This window comes from Hymenobacter sp. UYAg731 (genome assembly GCF_054061335.1).
The window spans coordinates 297,383-311,377 of the sequence record NZ_JBSSEC010000002.1 but is presented as its reverse complement, the minus strand read 5'-3'; the positions used below and the strand labels follow the sequence as shown (position 1 = coordinate 311,377).

The 13,995-nt window shown below is 59.9% G+C and carries 9 protein-coding genes; 6 read left to right on the top strand and 3 right to left on the bottom strand.

What is annotated here, in order from left to right; genetic code table 11:
• Nucleotides 1-295 precede the first annotated feature (295 nt).
• Entirely contained in the window at nucleotides 296-3,478 is a 3,183-nt protein-coding gene (locus ACVWYF_RS05810) for a T9SS type A sorting domain-containing protein (RefSeq protein WP_457065562.1), read from the top strand.
• A gap of 170 nt (nucleotides 3,479-3,648) precedes the next feature.
• Nucleotides 3,649-4,356 carry a hypothetical protein gene (locus tag ACVWYF_RS05805; protein ID WP_457065560.1) on the top strand — a complete coding sequence of 236 codons (708 nt, stop codon included), beginning with the start codon at nucleotides 3,649-3,651 and terminating at the stop codon, nucleotides 4,354-4,356.
• Nucleotides 4,357-4,600: 244 nt separating this feature from the next.
• Here the strand turns inward: ACVWYF_RS05805 and ACVWYF_RS05800 are convergent, their stop codons facing one another.
• From ACVWYF_RS05800 to ACVWYF_RS05790, 3 genes are all read right to left on the bottom strand, one after another.
• A complete protein-coding gene (locus ACVWYF_RS05800; protein ID WP_457065558.1) occupies nucleotides 4,601-7,612 on the bottom strand; it encodes a protein O-mannosyl-transferase family in 3,012 nt (1,003 codons plus the stop codon).
• A 194-nt stretch (nucleotides 7,613-7,806) separates the two neighbouring features.
• Nucleotides 7,807-8,448 (bottom strand): T9SS type A sorting domain-containing protein, encoded by a 642-nt coding sequence (locus ACVWYF_RS05795; RefSeq protein WP_457065556.1) that lies wholly within the window; start codon nucleotides 8,446-8,448, stop codon nucleotides 7,807-7,809.
• Between the two features lie 259 nt (nucleotides 8,449-8,707).
• A complete protein-coding gene (locus ACVWYF_RS05790) occupies nucleotides 8,708-9,466 on the bottom strand; it encodes a biotin--[acetyl-CoA-carboxylase] ligase (protein ID WP_457065554.1) in 759 nt (252 codons plus the stop codon).
• Between the two features lie 67 nt (nucleotides 9,467-9,533).
• On the opposite strand from ACVWYF_RS05790, the gene rsfS reads away from it, so the two are divergent.
• The 4 genes from rsfS to ACVWYF_RS05770 all read left to right on the top strand — a co-directional run bounded on the left by rsfS (nucleotide 9,534) and on the right by ACVWYF_RS05770 (nucleotide 13,980).
• Complete coding sequence (gene rsfS / locus ACVWYF_RS05785; protein WP_354585509.1) at nucleotides 9,534-9,914, top strand: ribosome silencing factor; 381 nt, start codon at nucleotides 9,534-9,536, stop codon at nucleotides 9,912-9,914.
• A 290-nt stretch (nucleotides 9,915-10,204) separates the two neighbouring features.
• Nucleotides 10,205-12,325: an ATP-dependent zinc metalloprotease FtsH gene (ftsH, locus tag ACVWYF_RS05780; protein ID WP_457065552.1), complete on the top strand. Its 2,121-nt coding sequence runs from the start codon at nucleotides 10,205-10,207 to the stop codon at nucleotides 12,323-12,325.
• Between the two features lie 124 nt (nucleotides 12,326-12,449).
• Nucleotides 12,450-13,109 (top strand): LutC/YkgG family protein, encoded by a 660-nt coding sequence (locus tag ACVWYF_RS05775; RefSeq protein WP_457065550.1) that lies wholly within the window; start codon nucleotides 12,450-12,452, stop codon nucleotides 13,107-13,109.
• A gap of 88 nt (nucleotides 13,110-13,197) precedes the next feature.
• Nucleotides 13,198-13,980: a UDP-2,3-diacylglucosamine diphosphatase gene (locus ACVWYF_RS05770; RefSeq protein WP_457065548.1), complete on the top strand. Its 783-nt coding sequence runs from the start codon at nucleotides 13,198-13,200 to the stop codon at nucleotides 13,978-13,980.
• Nucleotides 13,981-13,995: the final 15 nt, after the last annotated feature.

The window sequence follows — 13,995 nt, the reverse complement described above, 5'->3', positions numbered from 1 at the left end:
TCTGAAGTAACAATTCCGGGCGGCTAGGGCCACCCCCAAGCAACATTTAGCCGGGACTTACCCGGCGTTAAAAGGTGCGATTTGAGTGGGCGAGCCACCGCTATCTACCACAAGGAAGCCCTCACCATTGCCCGGCCGGCCTCGCCGGCATTACCGGCATTACCGGGCCATTCCGACTCCGCCGCCTTGGTCCGGCTGGGCTGCGGCCCGGTGCGCGTCATGCAAGGACGTCTCCATAGGCAGCTGAAGTATCATTTCTCAAAATCAATTTTATTTCTCAACCCTTTTCCCGCTCATGAAAAAAATTTACCTGTTACTCCTCATCGCCTGCGGGTTGCTGGGAGCCAACCCGGCCCGGGCTCAACTCAGCGGGTCCGATTCGCTGCAGCTCAAGCTCGCCGCTATTTTCGCTAACGTGGACAAAAGCCAGGTGCCCACTGGCTACCTCTACGAAGCCGGAGCACACCTGCTGGATATGCGCTCCTACAGTGGGGTACTGGCCGATTCCAACCTCACCGACATGGATGTGCTACGCTACCTGCGCCTGGTGACCCACAGTGCCCTGGTGTACGGACAGGATACCCTGCCGACGGTGAAGACCTACAACGCCCGGCTCGATGCGGCTGCTACGGGCAATGTTATTCCAATATCGGTGCAGTACCTCCCTTACGCCAGTATTAAGCCCAGAGCGTTGCAAGACAATTTGCTTACGGTGCAAAACGAGCAGGTGTACGATGTGGCCGGACGCTCGCAAAGCCCTTACCAAACGCAGGTACTGTTTGCGGCTGCTCCAGTCATTTCCCGGGCCCGCACCAACACGGTTTCTTTTCTGTTTCGCCGTAACCTCTACCTTACTGGAGATGGCAGTGCTCCTTCCAGCATCTACCTCGACTTTGGCGATGGTAACGGCTACCAGTCCGCCACCTGGAACCAGTCGATAACCACAACCTACTCGGACTCTGGGACTAAGCGCGTAAAAGTGAAGTTCATCTACTATCATAGTGGCTTCGGTTCCCCGCCTATAAAAGAAGGGCAGAAGCCCGCGCCGGGACTAGGCTACTATGAAACCGTTGAAAGCTGGTTCAACTTCGACGTGTGGAGTGTTGCCGCTGCTTTGCGCACCACGGGCACCACGAATTGCGCTATCTGTGACGGCGAATTACCCATTGGGGCCAGCTACACGTCAGGAGCGGAGCATTCCGGCGGCACCGTCTACACTGTGTTCGGCAACGGGCCGGGCGGAGTTAAGCATACGCAATGGACCAAGCCATTCATCATTTCCGAAGGCTACAACCTATTTGACATTGCCGATGAACTGCGCAAGTGCAATAATCCAAATAATGACATTACGGCGTTATTCGAGAATATTGACAAGGATTTTGCTTCTCCGAGTACTGGCAATTTTAGGACGAGCCTGCTGAATGCCGGCTACGACATTGTGTACATCGACAATGCCCGCGGTACAGATGATATTGTGCGCAATGCGCATTTATTTGAGGCCGTGATTCGGCTGGTTAATCAGAACAAAGTAGGTGGCAAGGCGACCGGCGAGAAGAACGTGGTGATGGGCCAATCGATGGGCGGCCTGGTGTCGCGCTACGGGCTGGCCGAAATGGCTAAGCGCTCCAACGACGACCCCCATACCCGCCTGCTGGTGCTGCAAGACAGCCCCCAGCGTGGGGCCAACAACCCCGTCGGCGTCCAATCCCTGACGCGCTCTTTCGACGTGCCCTTCCTGTTCGGCAATAGCCTGGCCGACATGCTTAGCCAGATTCGCGCCACTGTGCGGGTGCTCGACCAGCCTGCCACGCAACAGCTTTCCCTGCTCAACGCCTACAATGGCCGTAGCGATATCCGGGCCAATACCTTCATTGCGAGTATTTACCAGCCAATGATTACGTTCTCCGGTTCCGCCCCTTACGATGTGGTAGCGGTCAGCAACGGCTCGCAGTGCGGCAATGCGCAGAACACCCCGGTGGGCGTTCAGATTGCACAGTCTTCCCTGGCAATTCTGCTGCCGGGAGCCCTGTTCTCCGCTTCTCCCATTGGCCCCGGTGCGCACGGCGTTACCGGTGAGTTTGCCTCTTACGGCCTGCCGGCCTACGGGCAGCGCGCTACGGTGAGCCGGGTAGACCTTCGGCTGGAATACCAAATTCGCATTGGCTACTGCCCGTTTTGCGTCACCATTCCCATCCGGTTCCACTTGCTGCAGGAATCGGCACAATCTCCTGCCAACACCCTGCCGTACGAAACGCTGCCCGGGGGCACCGCCAACCCGGTTCAGCAGGCCGGTGGCTGCGCCAGTGGATTCGACTTTGGTAGCCTGAACGGCGTGTACGCGGCCTATTTCCGCACCAATCTCTACAACGGCAACATCTGCTTTGTGCCCAGCTTCAGTGCGCTCGATGTGCCAACGGTGACGGCGTCTACGGCTTTTGCCAAGTACATCAACAACATCACCAACAACCCCAGTGCTCCCAACGTGGCCCGCTATGTGGCCCAGGAAACCAGCAGCATGCCCCACCTGACGTTCACGCCCCGCAACAGCGAATGGATTTTTAACGAGATGCAGCGGCCGGCTGGTAGCACGGCCCTGAACGCCCCCGCCTGCTCCACGGAATGCGACCTCAGCCAGCAGGCGACACTCAGCGGGCCTACCTCCATCTGCCCAGGCAGCACCGGAACGTATGCGGTGAACAACTTGCCGGCTGGCTACACCGTGACGTGGCAGGCCAACGGGGGCGCAACCCCCGCCACCGGTATGGGCTCCACCTTTGCGGTGACTGCACCAGTAGGCTCTTCGACGAACGTCCAGGTTGTTGCCACCATCGGCAATGCCTGTACCAGCCGCTCCCTCAGCACCAATGCAGCGGTGACCGGCGGCGACCTGGTGATAACCAACGACCCCGCTTACAGCCGCGTTGCCTCCACAACCAAGGATGGCTCGGCGGCAAGAGACGCGACGCAACCCAACTCGCCCAACTACACGTGCTCCGAAACAATCTATCTGCTTGCTAACGGTTTCAATGTACCCCCGCCCTATACCGGCACCATCACGACCTACCGCAACACCGGCGCGAGCACCCGGACATTCTACACCAGCACGGCAGCCTTCCAGGTCACCGTGAATGACTTTAACATTTCCATCGTGCTGACCGGCGCAGGCTCCTGCAATGGTAGTTCCGTGACCTCCAATGTATACCAGGTTGCCGGCTGTGCCGGCCGGGTGGCCAAACAGCAGCCTGCCTCCTACCCCAACCCCGCCGATGCGGTACTGAACCTGGCCGCCCCCGAAACGACCGAAGTGGGAGTATCCCGCACCGCCGTCCTATACAACGCCCAGGGCCGCGAGGTGAGCCGCACCCACACGCCGGCTGAAAGCAAGCTTGCTACGGCCAACTTGTCTACCGGCCTCTACTACCTGGTAGTGGAGCAAAACGGCCACATAACCCGCAGCCAGGTGCGGGTGCAGCACTAGCACCCCTGGAAGTTCCCGCAGACAGAATGGGCCCTTGGGCTGACCAGCGCACCGTCTGTGCTCCGGCCGTCCCAAGGGCCCTTTGCTACTCTTGTTTCTGCGGCTCCTCCGCCCCGGTATTGGCTGCACCGTTTGTCCCAATCTCCTTTCCCATCTCCCTTTCTGAACGCATGAAAGATTATCAGAGCGACAAGTACGAGAACTTTTTCCTCCACCTGAAGGCCTCCCGCGAGGGCCTCGCGGCCTTCGGCGATTTCACGGCCACGGCCGTGGCCGCGCCCGATGTTGATGCCCTCATTGCCGGGCAGCAGGCCACCCTCACGGCCGCCGTGGCCGGGCTGCGGCACGATATGGTGGCCCGCCAGGGGCAGGGCGGGGGCCGCCAGGCCGGCACCAGCGCCGAGCAAAAGGCCTACGAGGCTTTTAAAACCTTCGTGCAGGCCACCGACGTCAAGGTGCTCAAGCCCTACCTCTTCGACCACGCGGCCGAGCGCGCCACCTACTACCCCGACAACCTCGGCGGCCTCACCCAGGCCTTGGTCAAGGACCGCCTCACCCGCCTCACGGCCTATACCGAGGCCTTGGAAAAAGCCGAAGACCAGGCCGTGCAGGCCCAGGCCAGCCCGGCCCGCACCCTGCTCACGGTCTACGCGCAAGCCAGCACCACCAAAACCAAGGCCCGCACCAACTTGCAGCAAACCATCACCGACCTCGGCCCCGCCGCCCGGGCCGTAGCCGAGGCCCTCTACGATGTGCATACCGCCGCCTGCTACGCCCACCGCCGCCAGCCCCAGCAGGCCCGCCAGTACTTCGACTTTGCCAGCCTGCCCAACCGAACCGCTGCCAAAAAGCCCGCCGCTATCCCTAAAGCAGCCTAAGCAAGGCCGGACGCGTGCGTCTGCCTATGCTTGGAACCCCAAGCATAGGCAGACGCACGCGTCCGATATTACCTGGGGCGATGAGATGAGCCGGACGCGTGCGTCCACTTATACTTGAGCCAGCGAGATAGGCCATACGCACGCGTCCGGCCATGCTTGGGCAACAAAGACCCATCCTCCGTAAAATGAAAAGGCCGGCCCGCGTACGCGGGCCGGCCTTTTCTACTTCAAACCGAACGCCGGATTAGCGCGGGTAGTACTGGTTCATCAGGCCCAGGGCCTTTTCGCTGCGGGGCTTGTCGCCGGCTTGCTCGGCGGCGCGGTACACGCTTTGCAGGCCCAGAAGGTAGCCGCGCTGGTCGTCCTCAAACAGGCTGCCGTCGGCCTTGGTGGCGTAGTAGGCCAGCATCTGCTCCGAGCGCTGGGTCATGGTGTCGAGAATCTGGTCGGCTTTGGCTTTTTCGCCGCCCGCTACCAGGGCGGGCACCAGCTGGGGCGAATAGTAGTCGTAGGGAATCGCGTTGTCAGGCATCAATTCCAAGGCTTTGTCGGCCACTTCCTTGGCCTTGGCCAAGTTGTTGGACGCCAGGTAGGCGTTGGCCAGGCGGGCGAACTTGTCGCGGTAGTTGGCCGGGAAGCGCAGGTTGTTTTCGTCGTAGAAAATGGTCGGGTTTTGCAGGCCGCGGTAGCTGAAATCCTTCAGCAGGCGCTGGTAGGTGAGGTCTTTTTCCACGTAGCCTTCGTCGCCGGAGCGGGGGTCGTAGTTCGGGTCCTTCAGGGGCAGCAGGCGGTAGGCCATGCCCTCCAGCTGGAAGTAGGGCTGCAGGTTCATGTAGTCGCTCGGGGCCACGGTGCTGCTGAAGTAGATGGGCCGCTGCCAGTTGTTGGTGGCAATCATGTCCAGAATCACTAGGTTTTTCTTCTCAATGGCGCGCTTGCCCATGCTCCACTCCATGCGGTCCACGAGCTGGTTTTCGCGGCCTTTGGGGATGATGTTCAGCTTCTTCACGGCCGTGGTATCAATGGGCAGGAAGAAGTTAGGAGTCGGGAAGGACATCATCATCGGGCCGTTTTCCTGGTACTGCACTTGCAGCAGCGGGTTGTTGCTCTTCACCAGCTCGATGAATTCCTTGAGGTTCACGCTCGGCACGGCCGGGTTGGCCGCGAAGGGCAGCATGTCGTTGGTGCCCTGGGCGTAGGCCGGGGCCGGCATCGAGATGGGAAAGCCCTCGGATTTGTAGGAGCGGCGCTTCATCTGGGCGATGTACCAGTCGGTGTTCAGGTAGCTCAGCACGGCCACGCGCACATCGGTGCGGAAGCCCTCCACCTCCTGGGCGTACCAGAGGGGGAAGGTGTCGTTGTCGCCGTTGGTGAACAGGATGGCATTCGGGGCGCAGGAATTCAGCAGGTTCTTGGCTGAATCCACCGAGTTGTAGCGGTCGGAGCGGTCGTGGTCGTCCCAGCCCTGCGCCGCCATGATGCCCGGAATCAGCAGGCCCACGGCCAGGGCCAGGCCGGCCCGCAGGCCGTCTGCCTTCACCGCTTTGCCGAACAATTCGGCCAGCCCCAGCACGCCCAGCCCAATCCAGATGGCAAAGGCGAAAGTGGCCCCGGTGAAGGTATAGTCGCGCTCACGCGGCTCGCGCGGCGGCTGGTTGAGGTAAATCACAATGGCCAGGCCGGTCATCAGGAACAGCAGGCCCGTTACCCAGGCATCCTTGCTGTCGCGCCGGCTCTGGAACCACAGGCCAATGAGGCCCAGGATGAGCGGCAGGGCCAGGAAGTTGTTGTGCGCCGGGCTCTCGCCGATGCGCGGCGGCAGCGACTTCGCGCTGGGGCTGAGCGGCGTGACCACGCCTGCCTGCTGCACGTCGGACTCGCGGCCCACGAAGTTCCACATGAAGTAGCGCCAGAACATGTGGCCCATCTGGTAGCGCATCAGGAAGCCCAGGTTCTGGCCCATCGTGGGCTTCACGCCGTCCTGAATATCCACCCACTTCTTGTAGTTGGCAATCTGGTCGGGCTCGTAGCTGTAGATGCGGGGCAGCAGCATCTTGTCCTCGTCGCGGTACACGGGCTCCTGCTGGCGCGGCAGAATCTCCTTGTAGGTGTTGGTCTTGAGGTCGCGGGCGTAGCGGGGGGCACCCTCACTATAATCAACCGGCTGGGCGTTGAACTGCGGGCCGTAGAGCAGGGGCCGTGAGCCGTACTGCTCGCGCTTGAGGTAGCTCACGAAGCTCAGCACATCCTCGGGGTCATTTTCGTTGATGGTGGGCTGGAAGGAGCTGCGAATCGGCACAATTAGGTAGCTCGAATAGCCAATCAGGATGAACGTGAAGCACAGCATGGCCGTGTTCAGCAGCTGGCTGCGGCGCTGGAAGGAGAGGCGGAAGCCAAACCAAATCAGCCCGATAAACACAATCAGGAAGATGAACAGGCCCGAGTTGAAGGGCAGGCCCACGGTGTTGATGAAAAACACCTCGAAGCCCCCGGCCAGCGTGGGCAGGCCCGGAATGATGCCCACCAGAATGGACCCCACGATAATCATGCTCACCACCATCACAATGATGCCGCCCTTCACGCTCGGATTGGCCGTGCGGCGGTAGTAGTAGATGAAGCCCAGCGCCGGCAGCGTGAGCAGATTCAGCAAGTGAACCCCAATGCTGAGGCCGATGACGTAGGCAATCAGAATGAGCCACTTATCCGAGTCGGCTTCGTTGGAGTGAGCTTCCCACTTCAGCATAATCCAGACCACGGCCGCCGTGCAGAGGGCCGACATGGCGTACACCTCGCCCTCCACGGCATTGAACCAGAACGAATCGGAGAACGCGAAAGCCAGCGCGCCCACCACGCCCGCGCTCAGAATGAGCAGGCTCTGGTAGCCGCTCGGCTCGATGGCTTCGGCCGCGAGGCCGCTGTTGCCCGTGGCCTCGCGCAGCACCATCTTGCGGGCCATGCGGGTGATAATCCAGAACAAAAACAGGACGGTGAAGGCGCTACTCAGGCCCGAGAGGGCGTTGACGAGCACCGCCACCTTGGTCACATCACCGAACGAGAACAGCGAGAACAGGCGGCCCAGCAGCAGGAACGTGGGCGCCCCCGGAGGGTGGGGCACCAGCAACTTGTAGGAGCAGGCAATGAACTCGCCGCAGTCCCAGAACGAAGCCGTGGGCTCCAGGGTGAGCAGGTAGGTGACGGCGGCGATGGCAAACACGAGCCAGCCGACGAGGTTGTTCAGGCTTTTAAAGGAGCGCATAGAAACAAATGGGACACAAGACACCGGCAAATGCGCAAGCCGCACACTACCGGAAGAAGCAACGAGCAAATCGGTGAAAAGGCAAAAGTAGGCAATGCACCGTTGCACTGATGCTTGCGCGAAACCAATTCGGGCTAGAAACACAAAAAGCAGCCCAGGGCTGCTTTTTGGTCAAACAATTAGCCGAAGCTGGTTCAGTTCTGCAACACGAGGCGCTTGGTGCTGGCCACCTTGCCATCTACCACCAGGCTGTAGAAGTACACGCCGGTGCGCAGCTCACTCAAATCAATCGACATGCCAGCCGTTAGTTCGGGCTTGAGAGCTACGGTGCGCACTTCCTGACCGATGATGTTGCTCAGACGCAGCTGGTAAGTGCTGCCCGCGCCGATTTTCTGGTTGAGCTGCACCGTTACCTGGCCGTGGCTGGGGTTGGGGTACACACTCAGTTCGAGGCCCGCCGCCCGGGCATCCAGCGTGGCCGTGGTGACGCGCTGGGTCACGTTAATTAAGCCATTCATGCCCTGGCCCAGCGGCTGGCCCGGTGCGCCGTGCGCCGTGCAGTAGTATGGGATGGCACCGGCCGTATTGAACGTGATATCCCGGGTTGGGCTACTGGTCAGCAGCGTAAACGGCGCAAAGGACGCGCCGTCTTCCGCCACCGTGGGATGCACCCCACCCTGCAAAACGAAATGGATAACGTCCCCGGTCTGGATATTGACCGTCAGAGGCGAATAAAAGTTACTGCCAACCGTGACGGTGAACGTTGTGGCAAAAGCCGACGCCAAGGGCAGCAGCAGCGCCGCCAGCAGGACCATACAGCGAGTAGAGAGTTTCATAACTAAAGCAAAAAAAGTGAAAGCGAAAAATGAAAAGGTGGCGAATAACAATTGACAAGCACTGTGCCGAATTCCCTTTCCCTCAAATTAACCCCCCGAAAATCATTTCCGTTTGATGAACCAGGAAAAAAGTACGCCTTCAGCGCCAACGTTACTGACAACTCGGCGGAAGCAAAGGATTAGTTGCCTGGAAAAGTTATTTTTTTCCGCCAAAACCCCTAATCCATCTGCCTGATGCCGAAATACCCGGTCAGGGTTGCTAGCCGTGCCGAATTTCCTGCAAGCCAAACCGCCGCAGCTCATTGCCGATGGCCACGGCCAGCCGGCCATCGTCTTCCACCCCAACAATCTGGCCGCTCACCGGCTGCCCGTCGACAATGAATGGGTGTATTTCCTGGTAGCGGTAGAGGGCCTGCAGATAGTCGCGCCGCAGGGTCGCCACTTGCCCGGCCCGCAGCTGCAGGTAGCGCCGCTCCAGGCATTCCAGCAGGCGGGCGGCCAGGGTTTCGCGGTCGTAGGCGCGGCCCGTTAGCTTGGTAAAGGACGTGGCTGTGGGCAGCTCAAAGGCTTGCTGATTGATATTCAATCCAATGCCAATGATGCTATATTGAATTTTTGGGCCGCTCAGGCTGTTCTCAATTAGGATGCCGCCCAGCTTTTGGCTACCGTAATACAGGTCGTTGGGCCATTTTACTTTGAGCTGCGGGCCGGACCCAAGCAGGGCAGCGGCCCAGTCGTGTACGCCCAGCGCCACGGCCTGGCTGAGCCGGAACTGCTCGATGGCGGCCAGAAACGTGGGCTGCCACACCACCGACAGCATCAGGTTTTCGGCGGGGGCGGCCACCCACTGGTTGCCGCGCTGGCCCCGGCCGGCGGTCTGAAAGTCCGTTATGATGGTGCAGCCTTCGCTGGCCCGGTTTTGGAGAATCAGACTTTGAGCCTCCGAATTCGTCGAGGCACAGGCCGGCAGCCAGACTAATTGCTGGCCCGTGAACAGGGTTTTTGGGGTGACAACCACGGCCTTCTTTCGCGTATCGTTAACTTCGTAGACTTTCGGCTGTAAAGCTCACACCTAACAAGACAATATGAAAAGCACGTTGGTCCGTCAGGATTCAGACACATTGGCAGATTTGGTCGTTCGCGGCATGCAGGACAAGAAGGCAGCCGATATCGTGGTGCTGAATCTGAAGGAATTAAAAAATGCCGTTGCCGATTATTTCATCATCTGCTCGGCCAACTCCGATACGCAGCTTGAGGCCGTGGCCCGCTCGGTGGAAGAAGAAATCGAAAAAGTGACCGGCGAAAGCCCCTGGCAAACCGAAGGCCGCACCAACCGCGAGTGGGTGTTGCTCGACTATGTTGATGTGGTGGTACACGTTTTTCTGCGCGACCGCCGCAAGTTCTACGCCCTTGAGGAGCTGTGGGGCGACGCCGATATCAGCTACATCGAATCGGAGCCGGCATAAGTCGCCACGGTGTCGCTTTGCAAAATAAGAACGTCATGCTGAGCGGAGCGCAGCGAAGTCGAAGCATCTCGCGTGTGGTAGTAATTCAATCGTTTCACGACCTTGATTAGCGGCGGCACGAGAGATGCTTCGACTCCGCCGCGCTCCGCTCAGCATGACGTTCTTTTTTGATTGGCAGTCCTAACTCAGTAAAATAAAACCGTCCTCCCTGCGTCTGCCTTTTTGTCGAACATTTGTTTTCGGCTTGGTGTTTTGCTCCTACCTATACTCGGTTTTAAGTAGCTATTTTCATGTCGGATAAAAATCTGAATAACAATAAGAAAAAGAAGCCCATTGCCCCGGTGCCCAGCCCGCGGCCGGGCTTGCAGCTGTGGGTGCTGGCGGGCCTGCTGGTGTTTTTGTTCGGGGTGATGTGGGTGAACAACCTCAACTCGCCTGCCAAAATCAATCAGCAGCGCTTCGAGAGCATGCTGGCGGCCGGCGATGTGCAGGCCGTTACCATCATCAGCAACCAGAAAATGGTAGAGGTGACGCTGAAAGAAGCGGCCCGCGCCAAATACAAGCAGGAGCTCACGCGCCGCTCGCCTTTCGGAGGCGAGGGCATCGGCTCGCAGTTCTACTTCCCGGTGGTGGATGCCAAGCTGTTTCAGGAAAACCTGGACGCGCTGCAAAAAGACGTGCCCTCGGCCCAACGCCTGCCCCTCAACATTGAGGAGCGGTCGAGCCCCGGCGATTATATCGGCACCTACGGCTTCATTGTGCTGATGATTGTCGGATTCTGGTTCCTGATGCGCCGCATGGGCAGTGCTGGCGGCCCCGGCGGCCAGATTTTCAGCATTGGCAAGAGTAAAGCGGCCTTGTTTGAGGGTGGCGACAAGGTGAAAATCACCTTCAAAGATGTGGCCGGACTTGAAGAAGCCAAGGAGGAAGTACAGGAGATTGTGGAGTTCCTCAAGAACCCCAGCAAGTTCACCATCCTCGGCGGTAAGATTCCAAAGGGCGCGCTGCTGGTCGGCCCTCCCGGTACCGGCAAAACCCTGCTGGCCAAAGCCGTAGCCGGCGAGGCCGACGTGCCGTTCTTCTCGCTTTCGGGCTCCGACTTTGTGGAGATGTTCGTGGGCGTGGGTGCGGCCCGGGTCCGGGACCTGTTCAAGCAGGCTAAGGCGAAAGCGCCCTGCATCATCTTTATTGATGAGATTGACGCCGTGGGCCGCTCGCGCAGCAAGGGCTCGATGCCCGGCGGCAACGACGAGCGCGAAAACACTCTGAACTCGTTGCTGGTGGAGATGGACGGCTTCGGCACCGACTCCGGTGTTATAATCCTGGCCGCTACCAACCGGCCCGATACCCTCGATTCGGCCCTGCTCCGCCCTGGTCGTTTCGACCGTCAAATCAGCATCGACAAGCCCGATATCAACGGCCGCACCCAGATTTTCCAGGTGCATCTCAAGCCGCTGACGCTGGGCCCCGATGTGGATGCCCGCCGCCTCTCGGCCCAAACCCCGGGCTTTGCTGGTGCCGAAATTGCCAACGTCTGCAACGAGGCCGCACTTATTGCCGCCCGCCGCGATAAGAAATTTATCACCGACCAGGACTTTACCGACGCCATCGACCGCGTAATTGGGGGCTTGGAGAAGAAGAACAAAATCATCTCGCCCGGCGAGAAGCGCATTGTAGCTTACCATGAAGCCGGCCATGCCATCGCGGGCTGGTTTCTGGAGCACGTTGACCCGCTGGTAAAGGTGAGCATTGTGCCCCGTGGCGTGGCCGCCCTCGGCTATGCGCAGTACCTGCCCAAGGAGCAGTTCCTCTACAACACCGAGCAGCTGACCGACGAAATGTGCATGGCCCTGGGTGGCCGCGCCGCTGAGGAATTGGTGTTTGGCAAAATATCGACCGGCGCGCTGAGTGACCTGGAGCGCATCACCAAGATGGCCTACTCGATGGTGACGATGTATGGGATGAATGCCAAGCTCGGCAACGTGTCGTTCTACGACTCGAAGGGCCAGAACGAGTACGGCTTCTCGAAGCCTTACTCGGAGGCTACCTCGCAGGTGATTGACGAGGAAGTGCGGACCATCATCGAAAATGCCTATACCCGCACCAAGGAGTTGCTGACGGAGCGCCGCCACGAGCTGGAAGTGGTGGCCAAGGAATTGCTGGAAAAAGAAGTGCTGCAACAGGAGGACCTGACCCGTCTCGTGGGCAAGCGTCCTTTCGACAACCAAACCAACTACCAGGCCCACATGGCCGGCACCGACCGCAGCGAAACCGCTTCGGAGGTGAAAGGCGAACAGGCCGCCGGTGGCAAAATTGGCAGCGACCTACCCGAACTGCACCTGCCCGGCGTGGACGACAACCGCAACAACGAAGCTTCTACTCCTAACAACAACGCGGTGGCCGGCGTGTAGTCCGGTCCAGATTAGCTGCAAGAGAAAGCCCGCTTCCAATCTGGAAGCGGGCTTTTTTGGTAATGCGGGTGCGGTTATCGGGCAGCGGTTACCTTTGGCAGCTTCAACCCGCAACTCTCTCGTCATGGCTGATTCCTCCCGCGATGCCGTTTTAGCCCGCATCCGTCAGGGGCTGGCGGCCGGTCCCGCCTCATTGCCGCCCCGGCCCGATTTTGTGGCCCCCGTCCACCCGCCCCTGGGCAGCGTCGATGCCGTGGTGGCGTTTGCCGAGAGCTTCCAGCGCGTGGGCGGCGAGTTTTACTACTGCGAGTCGCTGCCGCACCTGGCGGCGCAGGTGGCGGGCTTCCGGCAGCGGCAGCAGGTAGGCGCGCCCTACGTGTGGGAGCCCGAAATGCAGGCGCTGCTGTATCAGGCCGGCATTGCTTTTCAGGCCGATGAAACGGAGTTTATTGCCCACGCCGACCTTAGCCTGACCTCCTGCGAGGCACTGGTGGCCCGCACGGGCAGCGTACTGGTATCGGCCGCCACGGCCAGCGGGCGGCGGCTGAGCATCTACCCCGACCAGCACCTCGTGCTGGCCCGCCCCAGCCAGGTGGTGAATGAGATAGGGGAGGCCCTGCGCGTGGTACAAAGGCGCTACGGCGATGCCATGCCCTCGATGGTATCGCTCACCAGCGGCCCCAGCCGCACCGCCGACATTGAAAAAACCCTCGTGCTTGGGGCGCACGGCCCGCGCCGCATTGCGTTGTTTTTGCTGGAAGACGACGACGCTGCGCTCAATTAAGAAGGAAGAATGAGGAATGAAGAGTTGCTCCGGCAGTTTCTTCGGCATCAATCCCTCATTCCGAATTCTTCATTCCTCATTAAACTGAATGAAGTCCCCCCATCTACTTTCTGACCTTGCCCTGCCGCATGGCAAGCGGGTTTATTTCGCTTCCGATTTCCACCTCGGTGCGCCGGATGCGGCCACTTCGCTGGCGCGGGAAAAGCGCATTGTGCGCTGGCTGGATGAAGCGGCTAAGGACGCGGCGGCCATTTACCTGCTGGGCGACTTGTTCGATTTCTGGTTTGAGTACAAGCACGCCATTCCGCGCGGGTTCAGCCGCTTGCAGGGCAAACTGGCGGAACTGACGGATGGCGGCCTGCCCATCACCATCTTCACCGGCAACCATGATATGTGGATGTTCGGCTATTTCACCCAGGAAATGGGCATCCCGGTATTGCGGCAGGAGGTGAGCCAGCGCATTGGCGACAAGCTGTTTCACATCGGCCACGGCGACGGGCTGGGGCCGAAGGACTACAGCTACAAGGCCCTGAAGCAGGTGTTCACCTCGCCGATGGCGCAGTGGCTGTTTGCGCGGCTGCACCCCAACTTCGGCATCGGCATGGCCAATAAGTGGAGCCGCCGCAGCCGCATGCAGGTGGGCAAGGACGACACCGTATATTTTGGCGATGAGGAATGGCTGCTGCAATACTGCCGCGAGCTGGAAACGCGGCAGCACCACGACTACTATATCTTCGGCCACCGCCACCTGCCGCTGGATGTGGAAGTGGCCCCCGGCAGCCGCTACGTGAACCTGGGGGAGTGGGTCAATTATTGCAGCTACGGTGTGTATGATGGCAACGAGCTGGCCTTGCGGCATTTTGAGCAGTAGCGTGGAAGCCATTTC